The sequence below is a fragment of the Snuella sedimenti genome (assembly GCF_016428595.1).
Taxonomy (GTDB): domain Bacteria; phylum Bacteroidota; class Bacteroidia; order Flavobacteriales; family Flavobacteriaceae; genus Snuella; species Snuella sedimenti.
On the sequence record NZ_JAELVQ010000037.1, the window covers coordinates 1 to 22,066 of the forward strand.

General features: G+C 31.8%; 10 protein-coding genes. All 10 read right to left on the bottom strand.

Annotation, left to right across the window (positions count from 1 at the left end; all coding sequences use genetic code 11):
• Window positions 1–2,125 (bottom strand): condensation domain-containing protein (locus JF259_RS16780; RefSeq protein WP_199116867.1); only part of this gene is annotated, 2,125 nt, incomplete at its 3' end.
• An 898-nt stretch (window positions 2,126–3,023) separates the two neighbouring features.
• Entirely contained in the window at window positions 3,024–7,814 is a 4,791-nt protein-coding gene (locus JF259_RS16785) for a non-ribosomal peptide synthetase (RefSeq protein ID WP_199116868.1), read from the bottom strand.
• Between the two features lie 224 nt (window positions 7,815–8,038).
• The gene (locus tag JF259_RS16790; protein ID WP_199116869.1) at window positions 8,039–11,356 is read right to left on the bottom strand and encodes a non-ribosomal peptide synthetase; all 3,318 of its coding nucleotides are present in this window, start codon (window positions 11,354–11,356) and stop codon (window positions 8,039–8,041) included.
• On the bottom strand, window positions 11,353–16,578 hold the full coding sequence (locus JF259_RS16795) for an AMP-binding protein (RefSeq protein ID WP_199116870.1): 5,226 nt from the start codon (window positions 16,576–16,578) through the stop codon (window positions 11,353–11,355). The genes JF259_RS16790 and JF259_RS16795 overlap by 4 nt, the downstream gene beginning before the upstream one ends.
• A 20-nt stretch (window positions 16,579–16,598) precedes the next feature.
• On the bottom strand, window positions 16,599–17,477 hold the full coding sequence (locus tag JF259_RS16800) for an amidohydrolase family protein (protein ID WP_199116871.1): 879 nt from the start codon (window positions 17,475–17,477) through the stop codon (window positions 16,599–16,601).
• Entirely contained in the window at window positions 17,474–19,129 is a 1,656-nt protein-coding gene (locus JF259_RS16805; protein ID WP_199116872.1) for an AMP-binding protein, read from the bottom strand. Before JF259_RS16805 ends, JF259_RS16800 begins: the two co-directional genes overlap by 4 nt.
• Window positions 19,130–19,146: 17 nt before the next feature.
• Window positions 19,147–19,446, bottom strand: a complete 300-nt coding sequence (locus JF259_RS16810) for a phosphopantetheine-binding protein (RefSeq protein ID WP_199116873.1) — start codon at window positions 19,444–19,446, stop codon at window positions 19,147–19,149.
• Window positions 19,439–20,230: an alpha/beta fold hydrolase gene (locus tag JF259_RS16815; protein WP_199116874.1), complete on the bottom strand. Its 792-nt coding sequence runs from the start codon at window positions 20,228–20,230 to the stop codon at window positions 19,439–19,441. The genes JF259_RS16810 and JF259_RS16815 overlap by 8 nt, the downstream gene beginning before the upstream one ends.
• Window positions 20,227–21,099 (bottom strand): hypothetical protein, encoded by an 873-nt coding sequence (locus JF259_RS16820; protein WP_199116875.1) that lies wholly within the window; start codon window positions 21,097–21,099, stop codon window positions 20,227–20,229. The genes JF259_RS16815 and JF259_RS16820 overlap by 4 nt, the downstream gene beginning before the upstream one ends.
• Window positions 21,100–21,134: 35 nt before the next feature.
• Window positions 21,135–21,647, bottom strand: a complete 513-nt coding sequence (gene nusG, locus JF259_RS16825) for a transcription termination/antitermination protein NusG (protein ID WP_199116876.1) — start codon at window positions 21,645–21,647, stop codon at window positions 21,135–21,137.
• Window positions 21,648–22,066 lie beyond the last annotated feature (419 nt).

The following is a 22,066-nucleotide window of genomic DNA, read 5'->3' on the forward strand; positions in this document are numbered from 1 at the left end:
CTGAAAAACTATACAACTCAGAAAAACCGTTTAAGAAATTATTCAAAGATTTATGTTCAATCATCACTCCTTTAGGAACACCTGTCGTTCCAGAGGTGTAAATAACGTACGCTAATTGATGTTCATTTATGTTGGTTTCAAACGTGGTTGATTCGTTTTCAACAACTAATCGGTCTAACGAAAATACAGTCTGGACTACTTCTGAAAACAAGTTTTCCAATGAGCTTTCTGTCAACACAATTTCTGCAGAAATATCGCTTAAGATAAAATCGATTCTAGCTTGCGGATTTGTTGGATCAATGGGAACATAGGCATAACCCGCTTTTAGAACTCCTAAGATTCCTATAATCATTTCCACAGAACGATGTAAGCATAATGGAATATAGCTTTCTGATTGCAAATTTTGCTTAGCTAGGTAATTTGCCAACTGATTGGACCTTTCATCCAGTTCTTTATAGGTTAATGCGGTATCTTCATAAACTACGGCTATTGCTTCTGGTGTTTTAAATACTTGTGCTTTAAATAAATCAATTACTGTTTTTTCTTTTGGGCACAAAACTTCCGTTCGATTGTATCCTCCAATAAGAACTTGTTTTTCCTTCTCTGTTAAATAGTTTACCTCTAAAATTGATTTCTCAGCATTGTTTATAAATTCTAGTAAAGCGATTTCAAAATGCTCTTTGATCATGCGTACATGTTTTACATCCAATAAAGAAGCGTTGAACCCCAAGTCAATTCCAAGGACCGTTCCTAAACTAATTTTAAATGTAAGCAAGTAATTTGTTTTCTCTAAAACTTCTATCGTACTTGATTTTGTCGAAATTTCTTGCAGGTCTAAATCTCCCGTAGGGTAACTTTCGTAAACCAATAAACTATCAAAGAATTCACCTTGAATGCCTCCCCATTTTTTCACAGAGCTCAATGCGCTATATTGATATTCGCGAGCTGCAGTTTGATCTCTTTGGATGGTTTTCAAGAAGTCAAGAATCGACTGGTTCCCTTTTAAAGAAACATATAGTGGCAAGGTATTGATATACAACCCAACACGTTCTTCTGTGTCTTCAAGATCAGAAGGACGACCAGAGACCGTTACGCCAAATACTACGTCATTTTTACCTGTATATCTTGATAATAAATATGACCAAACGCCTTGTACTAAAGTATTCGTCGTTAAATGATGTAATTGACAAAATGCTGTGATTTTTTTGGTAGCTTTGATATCAAAGAGGAGTTTCTCATTTTGAAATTCCCCAACTCCTGTGTTTCTGGCTACATTGTTTTCTACAAACGGTAAGAGACTGCCTTCTTCCAAAGTTTCCAAATACGTTTCCCAATAAGTAGTTTCTTCTTTTTTGTCTTTTGAGGTTATGTAATCAATATAATCCTTGTATTGATCTTCTTTTGGTATTTCTGGTTCATTTCCTGCTTTGTAGATATCGTATGCCTTTAATAGCTCACCCATTATTATTGGCATTGACCATCCATCAATTATGATATGATGATGTGTCCAAATCATTTGATATGCATGTCCATTAATTTTGAATAACTTAAATCTCATCAATGGTGGAACAGTTAAATCAAAACCCGTATGCAGATCTTTCGCAATTGCTTTTTGAAGTGTTTTTTCTTGTTCTTCTTCTGATAATTGGCTAAAATCAATTATCGTAATAGGCATTTCAACTTTTTTGTATACACTTTGAATGGGAATACTCAAATTTTCATAGAAGAAAGCTGTTCTGAGAATACTATGGTTTTTTAACACATAATTACATGCTGACTTGAACGCTTCCAGATCTAGTCCATCTGGAAAATCCATCACCATTTGATTGGTATACGCAACAGATGTACTGTCGAATAACTCATGAAACAACATACCTTCTTGCATTGGACTGAGTCCATAAATTGAAGAAATATTCTCCGATTTACTATTGGTAGCATTAGTTCTTAAGTAATCAATAAGTGCTTCCTTATGCTTTTTAATAAAGTCAACTATGGTATAATCATTCTTTATAGCTAGAATATCTTCCTTAGATAACTTTTCTTTTTTCCCATTTAGGATAAGATCTCCGTTAACTTCTTTTAAGAATAAATTCTTTTCAGCAAGCTTCTGAATAAATTGTTTCATTTATGTGATATTTTATAGATCAGTTAGAAATGAAGATGTAAGTGTTTTCTTTATTTCTGATGCATTTTTAAAAGGAATAATCTAATTTAAAAATAGAAGTTTGTTTCTTTTATCTTAACTAACAGGAGTTTATGACATATACACGTATGTATTCCAAGATTATTCCACAAAACTATTCAAAGAACTAGTGCACAACTCTTTACTGGTATAATCTAATTCTAAATATTCTATCATATGATGATTTTCTATTTATTCTCCGGCATCTTATTAACGAACTTTAGGATGCAAGAACCCTCCTGAATTTTTATTATCTTTTGAATCTCCTGAACATCATTTGTAATGATCACAAAGCCTTAAACCTTCAATATCAGCCTAATATGCAATGAACATTCCGGAAGCAGCAATAACAAGTTTTGCCATGTATTTGTAGCATTTTGTGGAGTTACAAGTTACATTCAAATTCTATCCACCTATTCTAATGTGCGACTCCGTTATAGATTATATTGAGTTCTTATATATTTGCAAAATCATTTAAATACATAACCAAGCAATCTGCATTTGGCAAATAGGCTTACGAATAACTTGTCATACGGATTTCAAAATCATTACATAAAAGTTAATACTAATCCCAACGAAGATTGATTCACAAATCTTCGTGTCTGGTATATATTTTATTATAAAAAATTAACCTTATAATAATGGGAATTTTAGAAAAACTATCTGGTTTCTCCCTTTTCTAAAGAAAAATGTAGAATCTATTTGATTTTCCCACAAAATACCCTATTTGTAAACAAACTGGACCTTCACCAATAATCAAATAGTCTAACATTTTCATAGTTTTTATTGTTTTTGCGATATAATTTTAGTTAGTTACTTTTCTAGACGTAATTGTTATTTTTTAAAACTTTAGAATTTCATCTCCTTCTATTTCGTCTGATTCCAAAAATTCTTCCAATTCTTTATAATCTATTTTTCCATTGAGTCCATAATCTGCAGGTGTAAAGTCAACACCTCCTTTTTCGCAGCAATGCTGTACGATTTCTTGTAGTTTTTGTATGTAGCCCTCTGCTATAGCAACAATTGTTTCTTGTTGGTATTCTCTTGGAGAATAGCCAAATACAATATGTAATTGTCCTCCTGTGATGGAGCAATTGATTTCTAAACGTGTTCTAAATGGGGTTTGTGGACTTAGATTTTCCCCAATACTTTCCGTAGATCGTATTAACCATTCGCTGGTTCCTCCAGACATTGTGTTATCAAATTGTCCAAAATAGTTAAATCCAATATCCCATGGTACATTAGCTAACGTTTCACGTACCTCTTCAGACGGATGGAAATAACGCAATACACCATATCCCATTCCTTTGTCTGGAATTAGTCGTAATTGTTCTTTTGTTGATTTAATAAGATCACTTGTATTTCTTACAGTATTGATATCAATTTGCAAAGGATAAAAACTTGTAAACCAACCTATTGTTCCGGTAACATCTATAGCATTGAATATATCTTCACGCCCATGACCTTCTAAACCAACCATGACTTTAGACGTGTTGAAGTATGCACCAACACAACTGGCTAGCCCACTTAATAAGAGATCATTGATCTCAGTATTATAGGCTTTATTTGCTTCCTTTATAAGTAGTTTTGTTACTTCTTGGCTTAAAGAAATGTTAAAGTGTTCAACATCTTTTAGCAACGATTTTTCTCCTTCCATATCTACGGGAAGTTTTAACAAACCATTAGCCACATTTTTCCAATATGAAATTTGTGTTTCCATAGCTTCACTTTCTGCATATTTAATCAATGCAGAATTAAATTGCCTGTAGGAACTTCCTTTTTGTCCTAAATCAAATTCTTTTCCCGCAGCTAGTTGTGTTAAACATTCTCCTAAATCGTCCAATAAAATTCTCCATGAAACTGCATCAATAACTAGGTGATGTGCTGCAATGAACAGTCTATTTGCATTTTCATTTTCTGGAGTTTCTATAAAGACAAATCGAACCAAATCACCTCCATCCAGTGCCAGACTTTTTTGTGCGCGATTACATATTTCTGTAATAGTTTCTGAAAGTTTTTCCTTTGAAACAGTTTGAATACTTTCATAAACTAATTCTCCATTTTGTACGGTATAATATTGTTCCCATTTGCCTTCCTTTTTTTCAAATTGTAAACGAAAAGCATCATGGTGATCTACAAGAATATCTATAATTTTTACCAAGTCGGTTCGTGATACTTTTTTAGTAACATCTAACAATAAAGATTGATTATAATGTGCCATTTCTGGAAATTCATTGTCAAAAAACCAATTTTGAACTGGTGTTAGTTCAAAAGAACCATGCAATAACCCCTGCTCAGTAACAACTTCATTTTCAAATTTATTCTCTAAAAAGTTTGCTAATAAACGTATCGTCTGATTCTCAAATGCATCTTTTGGTGTAAAATAGTATCCCTCTCGTTTTGCTCGACTTACTAATTGAATTGTAATAATTGAATCGCCTCCTAATTCAAAGAAGTTATCATCAATCCCCACTTTAGATACATTTAATAAATCTTCCCAAAGATTCACAAGTGTCATTTCTGTTTTTGAAATTGGGGCTACATAACTAGTAGTTTTCAATTCTGTTAAATCGGCCTCTGGTATTTGTTTTCGATCAATTTTACCATTTTGATTTAATGGCATTGTTTCCAGTTCTACCAATAAAGACGGCAACATGTATTGTGGTAATCGTTCTTCTAAAAAACTTTGTACCGTTGCTTTATCGTACATTTCTTCCGTTGTAATGTATCCTACTAAACGTTTTCCAAGTATTTCACTTTCTCTAACCAATACTACAGCCTGAATAATGTGTGGCGCATTTTGAAGCACTGTTTCAATTTCTCCAAGCTCAATACGGTTTCCTCTTATTTTTACCTGATAATCTTTTCTACCTATAAAGTCTATGTTACCATCTGGTAACCAACGTGCTAAATCACCCGTTTTATATAACAATTCTCCTTCCCTGTAAGGGTTATGAATAAATTTTTCTCTATTAAGTGCTCCATTATTGATATATCCTCTAGATAACCCAGCACCACTAATACAAAGCTCTCCAACAACTCCAACTGGTAATAGCTCTTCATGATTTCCTAAAATGAAGATTTCAGTATTTGCAATTGGCTTTCCAATTGGCAGTTGTTTTCTATCTTCATCTGAAGCCTTTATTTTATAAATGCTAGAAACAATAGTACATTCCGTTAGTCCATATTCATTGTAAACATCAATGTTTTTAGCACATTTTAATACGATATTTATATTTACAACTTCCCCTCCAACTTTTAAAGCTCGCAAAAAACCTAACCTTTCATATGTTAAACTCATTAAATATGAAGATGGCATGCTCACAACACTTACCTTGTTTTCTTGTAAATAATCAATAAAATTCTCTCCATTTTTTATCAATTCTACAGATAGTAATAACAAACTTGCTCCAGAAACTAAACTTGTGAATATTTCACTACAAGACACATCAAACGTAAGTGATACAAATTGGGATAAACAATCATTTTCAGTAACTTCTATTCTTTCTTTTTGGTCTAAAATTGTATTGACCAAGTTGCTATGTTCAATCATAACTCCTTTTGGCTTTCCTGTAGAACCAGATGTATAGATTGCATATACTAAATGGTTACTTTTAGCTATAGCAAGTGGATTTCGTTTCTGTTCTGAGGTATTTGGAATACTTTCAAACTCGATGTCAATGGAAAGAGCTTGTGTTTCAAATTCTAAGATATCGAAAAGACTTTCTGAATTGATAAGCATTAAACTCAATCCAGAATCTTCGATAATAAATTGCTTACGCGATTCTGGGTAGTCAATATCAATTGGTACGTAGGCCGCACCTGATTTTAAAATTCCTAATATGGAAATAATCATCCATTCGGAACGATTCATCATTATACCTATAAGATCATTAGGCTTTACTTTATATTGTGATCGTAAATAATGTGCCAGTTGATTTGCTTTTACGTTGAGTTCTTTATATGTATATTTTGAATTTCCGTCAATTAAAGCTATATTATTTGGTGTCTTTTCGACTTGTTCTTCGAATAAATCAACAACGGTTTGATCTAAATTATAATTCGTTTTTGTATCATTAAACCCGTTTAATAATGAAATATCCTGCTTCGTTAACATTTCCAACTCATGTATTTTAGTTGTTGGATTTTTAATAATTGCTTTTAGAATATTTTCATAATGCTTCATAAAGCGTTCAATGGTTTCTAACGCATAAAGTTCTTTACTGTAGGTAACAACAAAATTGATTCCCTCCGAAGTTTCCTGAGCGCTAAAGTGGAGATTATAATCTACTTTTACTTCTGATATTGGTTCCTCGAATAATTGAAGTTCATCCAATTCAACATCGGCTACTTTTTCTGTATTTTGAAGTACGAATACAATATCTTGAATGGCTGATCTACTATTTAAGTTACGTTCATCTTCTATGATTCCAATTACTTTTTCATATGGAATATCCTGATGTATATAAGCACCTAATAATGTTTTCTTTACGCGATGTAATAGTTCTTTGAATTCAGGAGTTCCAGAAAGGTCACTTCGCAGTACTAATGGATTTAAAAAGAAACCTATAAGTGTTTCAATTTCTGCTTGGCTTCTATTTGCGATAGGACTAGCAATAGTGATATCATCTTGACCGGAATATCTATATAACAATACCTTGAACGATGCTAAGAGAATCATAAAGAGTGTTACTTCTTCATGTTGACAGACTTGCTTTAACCCTCTAAGCACTTCATAATTGATTTGGTGACTGTATCTCGCTCCTTCATAAGATCTTATTCCTGTGATCTTATAATCAGATGGAAAATCTACACCACATGCACCCGTTAATTTTTCTTTCCAATAGCTCAGTTTATTTTCAAGAACTTCGCCCTTTAAGTAATTTCGCTGCCATACTGAATAATCACCATATTGGATTTCCAATGGTTCCAAATTTAAAGGTTTACCTTCTTTATAATGTTGATAATACGCCACTAATTCGTTGATAAATATAGAAAGTGACCAACCATCACTGGCAATATGATGTGTTACCAATACTAATACATATTCGTCTTCATTGATTCTTATTAGGGTTGCCCGCACCATATGATCTTTGCTTAAATCAAATGGTGCATTAATTTCATTTATAATCACTGTATCTAGCGCTTCATCTTCTAAATATTGAGTAATATGCTTTAGAAACCATTTATCCTTTGGAAGTATTTTTTGATACCCTTTACCATCTTCATCTTCTAAATATATTGTTCTTAATACTTCATGTCTATTAACTACATCTTGAAAAGCAGCTTCAATATGTGCCTTAGCTAAAACTCCATGAAAACGCAATACCATGGGCACATGGTATTCTAAACTCCCTCCTTGCAATTTATCCAGAAACCAAAGTCGCTCTTGTGAAAATGATAATGGGATACGTTCAGGGCGTATCAATTTTTGTACAGAAGAAACTGTTGTTTTTGATCCATGATTTTGAAAATACTTGATTAAATTCTCTTTTTCATTTTTTAAAACTTGTAAAAAATCATGATCTATTTCTTTATTATCTAAAATGTTAACTAATAGTTTTTCATTTTCATAAGAGATTATCACTCCTTTGTCATTAGCTTTTTTTAGTATATTTAATATATTTCTCATAATTTTTATATAAACTTCTGTTTTTTAAATGAAAGAGCTTTACCAAACTAATAGTCAAGTTTATTGATCATGACTTTTACATTCGAACAATATGTAGTGATTAAATTCAAATATATTTTAATGCTGTATGTTAATTAGACTATTTGCAATAACTTAATAGAAATAACAAATACTTTAATGTAGATAGCTAAATTAGCAGATTGGAATGAGTTTTTGTATTAAAATCATAAAATGACTTCATCAAAATCTTCATGTAAGTCAAGCTTCTTCTGACCTCTTTCAAATTTTATTATTTCGGAAATGTCCTTAATAAATGGGTAATTAAAAAAATGATTAATTTGAATCTTGGCATCTAGTCTATCATTAATTTTATTAATCACCTTAATTACATTTAAACTATGCCCCCCTATAACAAAAAAATCATCATGAATCCCAATTTCCTTTTTATCTATTCCTAAGACTTCAGACCAAATTTCTGCCAATTGGATTTCCAATTCATCCTTTGGTGGTACAAATTTAACTCCGGAGCTCTTCTTTAATTCCTTTGGGTCAGGCAAAGATTTTTTATCTATTTTCCCATTAGTGGTCAATGGAAACTCATCTAATTCGACAAAATAATTAGGAACCATATATTTGGGCAACTTACTTCTTAAATAAATACGGACATCTGAAATATTAAATTCCTCTACACTTCCTGTTATATACGCTATTAATGACTTATCTTCCGATTCCAACTCTGCTAAAATTACAACACAGTCAGAAACCATTTCATAGCTTCTCAACACATTTTCAATTTCTCCAAGTTCTATTCTATATCCTCTTATTTTTACTTGATTGTCTCTTCTTCCCCTAAACTCTATATTTCCATCTGGCAGCCACCTGCCTAAATCGCCCGTTTTGTAAATCCTCCCTTCTTTTTTAAAAGGATGTTCTATAAATTTTGAGACTGTTAAACCCTCATTGTTTAAATATCCTCTTGACAGGCCATCTCCTCCAATACAAATCTCTCCCACAACTCCTATTGGGACTATTTCCTTATCATTGTTTAAAATATAAATCTGTGTATTGTTTATAGGACTGCCTATCAATACTTGTTCTTTGTATTTAACCTTATAGTGTGTTACATCTATAGAAGCCTCAGTAGGACCATATAAATTGTAAATGGGAATAGAGGTTAACGTAAACCATTGATCTGCCAGGTTTGAAGTTAAAGCTTCTCCACTTGTAATAATTCGTTTTAAACTTCTAATTTTTAGTAGCTCCCTTTTATTTTGGTCACTAATTGACTTTACAAAAACATTCAATAGACTAGGAACAAAATGAAGCCCGGTAATTTTGTGCTTGGATATAAGTTCAAATATGTTTTGAGGAGAAAGCACATCTTCTTTTGTTGCCAAAACCATTTTACATCCCCAACAAAGTGGCATAAATATTTCCCATACGGACACGTCAAACGTAAAAGTGGTCTTCTGCAAAATGATATCCTTATCATTAAATTCATATGCGTTCCACATCCAGTCTATCCGATTAACAACTCCCTGATGTTCCAGCATACACCCTTTGGGCTTTCCTGTACTTCCGGAAGTGTAAATTACATATGCTAAATCCGTACTTTTTGTATTGATAACAGGCCTTGTTACATCTAAATCTGACTGTTTGGCTGTAAATTTTTTCAAGGCATTATCATCCAATACAAGCCTGCAACCACTATCCTGTTCTATATACTTTATTCTTTCTTTTGGAAACTCTGGATCCATTGGCACATAGGCTCCTCCGGATTTTAAGACCCCAAGTATGGAAATTATCATCCATTCGCTTCTTTCTAACTTTATACCTATTAAGTCATCTGGAACAATCTTATATTCTTCCTTTAAATAGTTCCCCAATTGATTACTTAAAACATCCAGTTCCTTAAATGTAAATGCTTTGGCTTTAAATAGAAGAGCAACATTATCAGGTTGTTTTTTCACCTGTACTTGAAATAGATCTGCCAAGGTTATATTTCTAGGGTAGTATGCCTCAGTATTATTAAACCCGAAGAGTAATTGTTGTTTTTCCTGATCCGAAATGTAATTAATATCTCCAACGGACTTATCTGCTTCTTCTAATGCCTGTAATAAGAAATATTGCAAATTATCACAGAGCTTTGCAATAAAGTCTTTATTGAACAAGTCTGTATTATACTCTAAATCCAACACTATAGAACTATTGCTTTCTTTTCTAAAAGAAAACGTTAAATCTAACTTACTTTTGGTGGAGTCGAATTTAAACACTTCCGTTTCAATCGATTTCATATTGATTGGTGGAATTATAAATTCATCCAAGGTCACTAATATATCGTATAATGATGACGTACTTTGCTTTTCCCTTTTTAATTTAAGTTCATCCTGTAGTTCTGAAATCGGGAAGTCTTTATTATCGTATGCATCTATTACCTTTTCTTTTACTTTCTTGAAGATATTTATAAAACTATCACTGTTAAGTATAGGAATGCGGATGGGTAGCACATTTAAATATAAACCTACTTGTCTTTTAAACTCAATATGGTCTCTATTTGCCACAGGTGTCCCTAAAACCAAATCTTCCTGATTATTATATTTATATATTATGGCTCTAACACCGGCAAGTAATAGCATAAATAAAGTCCCTCCATGAGCTTTATTAAATAATACCATTCTATTAACCAATTCTTTTGAAAAAGGACTATGATAGTTCTCACCATTATAACTCCTCACACCAGATTGTAAAGAAGCGTCTAATAAACTTGATTTGGGAAGTTTCCCTTTAAGTTCTTCCTGCCAATATCTTTTTTGATCTTGAATTTTTGAAATATTATTGAGTTGCCAATTACAAAAGTCCTTGTATTGAATACTCAATTTATCCTGCACAAAAATACCTCCATTTGATATTAAATTATAAGCTTCCTGAAAATCTGATAAAAGTACACTAAGACTCCATCCATCACAAATCAAATGATGTAATATAAAAACAATTACATATTCATTTTTTTTGATTTCAAAAATGCAACATCGAAATAATGGTGGCTTCTCTAAATTAAACGGTTTTTCTATATACTTTTTTACAAGTTTGTCATGATTTTTCGGAGCCATCAATTTTTGAAACTCCAAATTAAATTCTACTTCATCTATTGATACAACATATTGTCTTATCTCCTGATATGTTTCACTATATTTAAAACATGTTCTAAAAACCTCATGCTTTTGAATCAAATACAGACATGTATCCTTTAGTATATCAAGATTTACCTCTCCTAATATTCTAAGACTAAGATGCTGATTGTATGCTTCATTTGCTCCTTCAAACTGGCATTCTAACCATAAATTCATCTGTTGGGGAGATAACTTATAAGCATATCGATCTTCTGATTTCAAAAACTCTACAATTGATTTTTTATGTGTTTTTAATTCAGATACAATTAAGTCAGATAACACATCTCCATCAAATTGCACATCTATATCTTCTCCATTGAGTGTTAAGAACACACCCTGACTTTCGAGATTTTCAATCAAATCTAAAATCATAAGGTTATTTTATTTTTCTTAGTAATCAACTCAGGACCAGAAGATTCTTTCTTAAATTTTGAAAGACTTGGTATTACTTCTATACTTATCTTTTCTTTATTTTGTATTAGGTGATTCATTTCAGATAGCACCAGGTTTTGTATTAATTCCGAAAAAGCTAATTTCACATGAAATTTAACATGTATTTGATTAATAAGTTCTATTGCCTTTAAACTCGTTCCTCCTAAAATGAGAAAATCAGAATCCATTTCTATTGTATTGGGATCACAGTTTAAGATCTCAGCCCAAAGCATAGCTAATTGTTCTGCTTTTTCTGTTCTTATATTTTCAGCACCCTTATTTTTTAATAAATATGTTTGTGTGGGGTCCGGAAGATTTCTTCGATCTACCTTATTTGATGTCGTTAAAGGAAATGAATCCAGCTGCTCATAATATTGGGGTACCATGTAAGAAGGCAGAAATGCAGCTAACTGTTTTATGAGCACATTACGTTCAAAAGGTTTTTCTGAAATATAATAGGCACATAGTTCGTTAGAATCGTTTATTTTTTTTAGAATAACAACTGCGTCATTTATACCTGGAATCTTGTTAAGTCCAGACTCTATTTCCCCCAACTCAATACGCTGTCCTCTTAATTTTACCTGAAAATCCTTTCTTCCTGAATGAATCAACTTGCCATCTGGTAATCTTCTACCTAAGTCTCCAGTTAGATAATATCGCTCCTGATCTATAGTAATAAATCGCTCCTTTGTAAGTTCAGGAAGTTTCCAATAACCTTTGGACAAGTATTTACTTTTTAAAGCAATTTCTCCCTCTTTCAATTCTCGAACAGGAAATTGACTTTCATCTAAAATAATTACCTCCACGTCTAAGCCGTCAAACCCTAAAGGAACATATGGAGAAACTACCTGGGTCGTTTTATCAATAAAATACTGGCTACAAATATTAAACTCAGTACACCCCAGTCCATTGACCATCAAACAATCATCATTAAACAGCTGTTGATAGGATACTACATCCTTTTTTAGAAGAGGCTCTCCGGCCAAATAAATTATTCTAACCGAATTTAATAATTCTTTATGGGCATTCATTTTCTCTCCTATATTTACCAATTCTCTAAATATTGTAGGTACTGAATGATAAATTGTGATCTTGGACGTGTTAATTGCATCTATTAATCCTGTGACCCCTCCTTCTTTTATATCTACAATTTTAAGGGAAGCGCCACTTAATAACGCTCCAAATACATCCATCATGGACGCACTAAAATTAAATGTTGGTATTAAGGATATACAATCGTCCGAATCTATTTTTAAACTATTGATGAAACTATAAGCAATATGCATAATATATTGCTGTGACTGAATGACGCCCTTGGGGTTCCCTGTTGAGCCAGAAGTATAAAGAATATAAGCTCGAGAATCAGAATTGAAATTACGTGAGGTATTTAACTGAATATCTCTTAAAGATTCCGAGGAGTTGTTTATTACAATAATTTCAACTGGAGTTTTCATAATAGCCACCAAATGCTGCACGGCTTTATAATTTGAACTATCTGTTAATACAAAACGAATATCGGCATCCTTTATAAAATATTCTTTTCTTTCTTGAGGCAAGGTCAAGTCTATTGGCACATAAGCATTACCAGATTTTAGGACTGCCAACATACTTAAGATCATATGTTCATGATGCCCGAAACACAATCCAATATTTTCAGTTTTTTCAAACTCGAGAACTTCTCTTATCTGATCGCAAATACTATTTGATAGTTGAAATACTTCTAAATAACTATAGTCTTTATCGATCCCCTGTATTGCCATTTTATTTGAATTTGAATGAACAACATCTTCAAATTTCTCCCAAACAAGTTTTTCTCTATCTTCTAATGAAAATAATCCGTGATTTACAGTCTTGCTTATTCCTTGTTTTACAAAAGACCAATAGCTTAAATCGCTTATAAGTTCATCGGAATTCTTAATAATTTCATTAAGTACTTCCTTATAACAATAGATCACATTTTTTATAGAAACTATAGAGAAGTCTCCCTTATTGTAATCCAATCGAAACTTTACTTCATTATCTGTAGGTAAAACATATAAATTCAAATCAAAATTCAAGTCAACCCCCGGGTTTGATCTATAAATAGTATCCAAAGTATCCCCGCTTATTTCTTCTTGATTGTCCAGATAATTAAAAAATACACTCGTAATACCTAATCTATTTTCAGCAATTCCTAAATTTAAATCTTCTACAATCTTCTGAAATGGATAACTTCCATATAGAACTGCTTCTCGGGATTCATCATATACTTTTTTTACAAAGCTTTCCAGACACTCATTTTCCTTTATAACCGCTTTAAGCATGATACTGTTGATAAATAACCCGATTGTCTCCTGGAACTTTTTCTTATTCCTTAAAGATAAGGGTGCTCCTATTACAATCGAATTACTACCTGTTAGGAGGTTTAATAAAATATAATAACCAGATAAAAGAAATGCAAACAGGTTGATTTTTTCATTTTGAATATATTGCTTAATATTTGACAACTGCTTCCCATCTATTAAAAAAGAAATACTTTCGGCAGATAACTCCTTATTATGAGTAGCCCTCTTTGGCAATTGTAAAGGAGGTGGTAATGGCTTTAGGTATTTATTCCAAAACTCTCTTTGATACGTCCCCTTGTTCCTCTCTAGATTAACTTCTTCTTTACAGAAGTCTATAAATTGATTGTGACATTTTTCACTTTGCAACAAAGTAACATTGTCATTTAAAAGACTGTATATGGTTTTGAATTCTTCAACTAACAGGGCAACAGATTTTGCATCAAGCAATATATGATGTATTACTATCAGCAATATAGACTCATCTGTACCAAGGGAAACGCAAGAAGATCTTAATAAAGGCCCTTTATCTAATAAAAATGGTTTTCTTGAAAAAGCCTTAATAAATACTTCCTGCTCATCCATTTTATTTACTGATAGAGTTTCGAATTCAAAATCAAAATTGTCATTAACCATTTGATAGATGGACTCGTTTTCTAATCGAAATATTGTTCTTAAGACATCATATTTATCTACCAAATAATTCAAGGCTCTCTTTACATTTTTAAGAGAAATGGGGGTCTCCAATTTTAACAACACCGGGATATTGTAACCGGAATTAGAAAGCTCTCTTTGCTGATTAACCCAAATACTTTGTTGCAAATAAGTTGCTTTCCATTTTTTATTTTCGTTAACCTCTTCTACTGTTAATGTATCTTCTTTGCATGTATCTATATATGACGCCAACTCTGCGATAGTTGCATATTTATATAGCTCTTCCAACGAAATTTCCTTGTTGAATTCATCTTCAATAAAAAATATCAATCGCATCAACAAAATAGAATCTAATCCAGATTCAAAAAAATTATTGTGAACCTCAAATGGCTGTATTTGCCCTAATTCTGATTTAAAAAATTCGAATATTTTTTTAGATGTATGATTATTTTCTAAATCTCTTTCTAAAGAAACACGGTTAGGTTGTTTTTTATCTAAAAGCGAATCAATTTTTCTAAGTTCTGCATTTAAATATGCTTCTTTGCATACAGAACGCTGAATTTTACCACTGGACGTTTTAAAAATACTGCCACTTCTAATGAGTACAATATCATACACCGGTATAGTATATATTTCAATTATCTTGCGCTGTATCTGATGAATAATATCAAATACATTAATTTCATTACCTAATTTACACTCTGCTATAACTACAAGTCTTTCCGAATTATTTACTTGTACACTAAATGCAGCTATTCTACCGGTAATAATCTCCCCACATATCTGACCTACCACTTCTTCTATATCCTGAGGGTAATAATTTTTACCATTTATTATCAAGATATCTTTTAGGCGACCGGTAATATAAAGATGCTTATCTTTTAAAAGCCCCAAATCTCCTGTTTTAAAAAACTTCCCCTCTATTCCATCTATTCTATACTGAAGGTCTTTAACATTTTTTTGAGAGCTTTGCCAATACCCTTTAGATACACTTGAGCCTTGCAAACAAATTTCACCAACAGAATTTTCAGTTACTTCATCACCATTAACATCAATAATTTTAATGTTAAAACCATTGCCAACTTCTCCACATGAAACCAATTCAATATCCCTCCCGGAATACATTGGTCCTGACGTATTAAATTGCAACTGTTTCTCTGAAAAAGTATTTGTAATAACTGACTGTTTTGCACTAATTCCAGAAACCAATAGTGTTGTTTCGGCCATACCGTAACAGGGTAAAAAGCTATTTTTATTGAAGCCACAAGTTTTAAACCGATTGCTAAACTTATTTATAGTCTCTACCGAAATTGGTTCTGCTCCATTAAAAGCGATCTCCCAACTACTCAAATCCAAACTACCTAAAATGAAATCACTTATACTTTTATAACACAATTCATACGCGAAATTAGGCCCTCCACTAACAGTTGCTTTATATCTCGAAATTGTTTGCAACCAAAATTCAGGGGACCTCAAAAATTGAACAGGTCCAAATAATATAGCTCTAAATCCAATATACATGGGGTGTAATATATTACCAACCAGCCCCATGTCATGATAAAAAGGCAACCAACCAACCAATATGGAGGATTCATTAAGTTGAAAAACATTTTTTATCAACCTTTGATTATCCATGATATTCTCATGAGATATTATTACGCCCTTAGGATTACCTGTTGATCCTGAGGTATATTGTAAAAAAGCAATTTCATCTGAATTGTTTTGCGGTAAAATAATATTCTTTGAAGCTTTTTCTAACTGATCTACATAAATAATGGGGGTAACAAGATTATCAATTTTTGCTAAAACCTTTTCGTAACCTAGTCCTGATTGTGTCAAAATTGCCGATGGTTGCGAATCTTCCAAAATCCCTTTCATCCTATCTCCACTTCTGTTCATTTTAGGCGGATACGAAGGCACCGCAATCATTCCCGCATATAAACAACCAAAAAATGACTTGATAAAATCCAAGCCAGGTGGAAAAAAAAGAACAATTCTATCCTGTTTTTTAAACTTAGTTAGTAGTTTTTTTGCAATATTTGAAGCACTACTATGTAGTTCTTCATACGTTAAATGAAATTCTTCATCCAATTCATTTCCCAAAAAAGTATAGGCTATTTTGTCCGGAGAAAATCTTGCCCTAAATGCTACTATTTCTGAAATTGAATTATACTTTTTTATACCCATATAATTTAGAAGTCGTCCTTTTACTTAGATAAAAGTTTTGAGGCATTATTGTATAGGATATTCTCTAATAACTCTGGATTATTAATTTTTTTTTCATGATATAATGATTCCAGGGAATTGATCAAATAACTTAAGGGTTTCATCATATTATTTATAGGCCAGTCGGATCCAAATAAAATTTTAGGATTGTAAGATGGTTCAAATATTAAGGCCAATTCCTCTCTAGTGGCAGTCTTGTGTCCCGCTAAGTCAGCATATACATTATGTTTCCTAATCAATTTATTAACTATTGGGTCACTAAGTTTATAACCTGCATGCGCCAAAACAAAATTTACATTAGGATACCTGTCTACTATATCTAAAAAGTCTTTCGGGTCTGCGTACGTATTTTTAAGGCCTTTCATTGAAAACCCCGTATGTGATAAAATTGTCAATCCTTTCTCATTAGCATATTCATAACATTCCGTCATTATAGAATCATTTACTCTAAAATTAAAAGGTGGGTATAACTTAATACCACAAAATCCATATTCTTCAATTCCTTTTTGTAACAATTCTAAGCGATCATTCCTCAAAGGATGATACCCTGCAAATACATAAAACCTATCCTGATACTTTTCTAGAACCATCCTATGGATTTCGAATTTGTCATAAATGTCTACTTCAGACCTCCCTAAATAATTATTATCATCTACAATCAATAAAACAGCTTTCTGTATATTGGCATCATCCATTTGTTTTATCAATTTCTTGGCTGAATGATCCCTTAAAAACAACTTAAGTAGCTTCAAATGTTTAGATTTTTTCAAATCTGTTTCCTCCATTCCAAATAAGCTTGCCAAAAACCTATCAGGATATATTTTGTGGTATGCCAAATGGGTATGAAAATCTGTAATCATACCTTAGCCAATGGTCTTTCTAATTTTTGATATTTGTCCAAAACCATTTTTCGCTTTAATTTTAAAGTAGATGTTAACAATCCATTTTCGATCGAAGGTTCTTCTTTTATGATTGTAAAGCCCTTAATCTGTTCATAAGAGGCCAATTCCAGATTTAATTGATTTATTTGAAACTGAACCTCTGGCAAATCTAAACTCTTTGATAGAATTAAACATTCAATGAACTCCTTAGCCTTGGAATATATGAGAACTGTAGTATTGCCCAACCTACCGGAAAGCTTATTTTCAATGGGTATTGGATGAACTTTTTTACCCCGCTTTAAAACAATCACATCATCTAACCGTCCAGTAATAAAAAGGAAACCTTGTTTGTCGATATAACCAGAATCCCCTGTATGGATATACCCATCCCTAACATTCAAAACATGCTCATTAACGGTGTCGGATTCTTTATTAAACTTAAGCAAAACCTCACTGTTTTTACCTATTTTAACTTTAACTCCTCTGGGAGGCTTACCAACGCTCCCCAATTTAAAATGCCTCGGTGAATTCATAATATTAACCGATAATTCACTCTGACCGTATGCTTCATATACCCGAACTCCAATTTTATCAAAAGTTTCAAGCGTCTCCAACTTAGTGGGAGCACTTCCGGTGATAAATAAATCAGCTCTCCCCCCGTAAACCTTTTTTACTTTCTTAAATAAACGTTTTGAAAAATATCGTTTGATAAGATTTTTGTCGCTTAACCTGTTTATTTTATACTTAATAAAAATATTAAACAACTTCCGTTGCTTATGATTAAAACGTTTAAGCCTGGCTTCTATCATATATGCTAAAGCATCATATATTGGCGGTATGGAAATCATTATGTTTGGCTTCTCCAGCATAATATGTTTAATGCAGTTCTTAGGTTCAGATAGAACTACATCTATTTTATTAAAAATTGCTATAAGAAAAAAACCTCTTTGCATTGGGTGTGAAAAAGGAAGGTAAATAATCAATTTATTTGATTTTTTGTTTTTTATGATATACCAAATAGAGCCTCTGTAATACCAATAATCTTTTATTAATTTTACAACAGTTAAGAGTGATTTTTTTTGCTTAGGGTTTTCTGAAAAAGTTTGATTAATGTACTTTATATTTTGAGATGTCCCGGATGAAAAAACAATGCTATAGTCCTCTTGAATCAAATTTTCTTCAGACACTGATTCCTTATGATAATCTATTAATTCAATATCTTCATTTAAAGACTCCTTGCAATTAAAATAATAAATATTGCTGCATTTAAGGACTTCATAAGTCCCTTTCAAATTAAAATCTATCAGCAATAGGTCAATGTTGATATCCTTAATAATTTTATTAAGTACTTCTATTGAAAATGTTTCAGGAAGCCCTGCAGATTTATAACCTCCCTTTATGCACGCATGATCCAGAACAGCCCATTTGTATGATGTCGGTCCTAAAATCCCAACTCTCGTTATCCCCCCATTTTCATTAGCAATTGCATTCAGAACCTTAATATACTTATCAATATCCTTCGCTAATTCTGAAAATGATTTTTCGTATCGTACATTTTTTTCAAAAAACGCAATGGAGTTGGAAGTGTTCTTTTTAAGTTCTAAATACTTGTTAAATAAATAGTTTTTCACCGTTTAGGATTAAAAATTCAAGATTTAAGTTTATCTATTGTATTAACAAGATCTTCAACTCTTACTATCTCTGAAAGTTCTATTTCCTCTATGAAATATTCCAACTCCATTCCCAAAATATCTTCAAGTGACAACAAAATATCCATAAATTTTATGGAATCAAGTCCCAAATTTTCTAAAAGCTCTTCTGGTTTAATTTTATCTGTATCTATATCTTCATTAATCCTTAATACTAATTCTTTTACTATATCCAAAGAAGACTTTTCATTACTCGAGCTACTCTCTTTTTCCTTTTTATTCTCAAAAAAACTAAACATTTTCTAAAATTTTTTCTGTTAATCCCTCCGTTTTAATTATTTCCAAATTATTCCAAAACGTTCTTGTCTCATCTTGAATCAAGACAGTTTTGTTATTAAGACTCAAAGCACTCTTCAGTTTGATCAGTTTTTTATAATTGAGAGTATCTAATGAAAAAAGGACTACGCTTTTATCTGAGGCCGAACCATTAAGTAAATTAAACTCCTCCAGTTCTTTGATAAAATATGGACTAAGCAAAAAACCTTGATGATCTTCATAAGGTTCTCCGTCAAGATGTTGCACCTCTTGAATATCTTTCATGTTATTCAGCATAAAAAATGCTTTTCTCCTTAAACGAAGTTCAGTGAGATACCGTTTTCCCGAAATGATGGGGTCTATCAAAATTAATTTATTTATTTCTGTTTCTGTTGATGCTAATTCAAGTGCAATGCTCGCCCCCCATCTTATACCCAAAACGTAAACATCGGAAATATCAAGTTCTTCACGAATAAAAGACAATAAAGATTTACTGTTTTCTAAACAGGTTCTAACACTTAATTCTTGAAAATTTCCGTAACTATCTCCTGTTCCAAAAAAATCAAATCTTACAACATTGAATCCGCGAATTGCTAATGCCCTAGCCGTGGTTGCTTGGAATTTTTGCGATCTCTTCTTTTCATCAAATAAGGGATTTATAAAAAGGAAAGCTTTCTTATTTGGAGTTTTAGAATAATGTAAATGTATACATAACCTAATCTCCTTGTTATTGTTCTTATAGGTTTTGAATATTAGCTTTTCTATCATGAACTAGTTAACCAATGCTTTAATGCTAACTTTAGATCCTTTTTAAATTGGTATCCAAAAAAATTATGGTCAGAACCTTTTACCAGTTTATATTCGAACCCAGACAAAACATTACTTTCAACAAGTTTATTCCAGTAGGTCTTTGAATCTTCAAACTCTTTATCTAACTCACCAAAAATGCTAAACACTTGCGGTTTGATATTAATGCTTTCAAATAAAGGCTTCCTTTTAGAGATAAACTTCTTTCTTTTCGGAATTATATTTCGAAATATATTCTTCCAATTTAACTGAAAATGAATTAGTTTAATCCAAGTTTCTTTATTAAACAACTTATAATAATATGATCTTACATTCCTTTTATTAACAGTCTTTTTTTCTACATAATCCATGTAAGTTGGGGATAAAAAGATAACCTGAGTATATGAGTTATCAACGGCATATTTCAGTACTGGTTCACATCCTAAAGATATACTTAAAAATATATAATCTCTATAACTATAGTCTCCTTTACTAAAATAAGAAGTAACAGCGTCCAAATACCCTTTATACCATAATATCAATGGGTGTTCCTGGTTATTTTCGCTCTCGTAAGAAGAATATTCCATGGCATCTCCCGCTGCAGCCATATCCATCCTATAGCAAGAATAACCAAGTGTAGCAACATCTCGAGCAATTTCCACAAATATTCGCTGAGGCCCTATTCTAGTTCCGCTAATTGCGGGTATCAAGACAACTAAAGGTTTTTTCGAAACCTTTTCATCAGAACAAATTGGCGACGTTAATATTCCAAAAATAGAATGAGAAATAGAATTAATTCGGACTCCTTGTTCTTTAAATTTTTCTAAAATTAAAGAGCTATTCTTCATCATAATGTAGCCTTATCCAAATTAACACTCGACCAAATTCAACAAAGTTCAGCTAAATGTACTTTCTTTAATTCGGCACTTACACAACTTTTTAAAGAATCTATACGAACTATCACTTTATCATTGCCATTATAATCCACAATATAACAATCATAACCCGAAAAGGGGCCAAAGTTAATTCTTCTTTTCTGTCCAATGCAGATTTCATATGGAGCTAATTCTATATTAGACAACTCACCAATGAAAAGCTTAATTGTATCTATTTCTTTTTTAGTTACGATTACAGGTTTACCCGCTATATTTACATAATTGAAAACCCCATTTGTCCTCAATGCTTTTAATCTTTCTTTCTCATTTTTCAAATAAATAAAAACGTATGATTTAAACAAAGGTTTTTCCAATACCCTTTTAGCTTGACTCTTTTGAACAATCTTCTTGGTTGTGGGGAAAAAAATGTCAAAATGAACTTTTAACTCTTGAAATACTTTTTTCTCATAATTGGACTTGGTATACATAACGTACCAACCCTCTCTAAACTTACTTATATTCATATAAAAATCAAGATTTAAATCTAACTTTCTACTTCTTCATTTTGATTTATATACCAGATAAAGAATTTGTTTAGACAGTTGCGATAAAACTACTATCAATACTAAACACAAAAACTAAAATGAGATGGATTTATGCATTATCAAAATAAACAGGGATTCTTCACTCACTATTAAATATAGCTCCGCCACTTCACTACAAGAAGTAAATTTCCTCTACACAAAAAAAACTTCATCTTACAATCGAAGAAGAACAAACCTACAAAAAAAAAATTGAAATAAAAAAATCAATAAGATTATTTGTCATAGCCGTCCGAAAGTTTTTTCCAAACATTTAAAAAAAGCTCAGCATCTCTTTGTTTATAGGGCTATTCTCAGTTGGCTACCATAATTATCTCTATCGAAGAGTGTTTTATCAGGAG

Coding starts and splice junctions, on each gene's coding strand:
- JF259_RS16810 (WP_199116873.1), bottom strand. CDS start 19,446: ATGTTTAGTTTTTTTGAGAATAAAAAGGAAAAAGAGAGTAGCTCGAGT.
- JF259_RS16815 (WP_199116874.1), bottom strand. CDS start 20,230: ATGATAGAAAAGCTAATATTCAAAACCTATAAGAACAATAACAAGGAG.
- JF259_RS16790 (WP_199116869.1), bottom strand. CDS start 11,356: ATGATTTTAGATTTGATTGAAAATCTCGAAAGTCAGGGTGTGTTCTTA.
- nusG (WP_199116876.1), bottom strand. CDS start 21,647: ATGAATATAAGTAAGTTTAGAGAGGGTTGGTACGTTATGTATACCAAG.
- JF259_RS16820 (WP_199116875.1), bottom strand. CDS start 21,099: ATGATGAAGAATAGCTCTTTAATTTTAGAAAAATTTAAAGAACAAGGA.
- JF259_RS16795 (WP_199116870.1), bottom strand. CDS start 16,578: ATGGGTATAAAAAAGTATAATTCAATTTCAGAAATAGTAGCATTTAGG.
- JF259_RS16785 (WP_199116868.1), bottom strand. CDS start 7,814: ATGAGAAATATATTAAATATACTAAAAAAAGCTAATGACAAAGGAGTG.
- JF259_RS16800 (WP_199116871.1), bottom strand. CDS start 17,477: ATGATTACAGATTTTCATACCCATTTGGCATACCACAAAATATATCCT.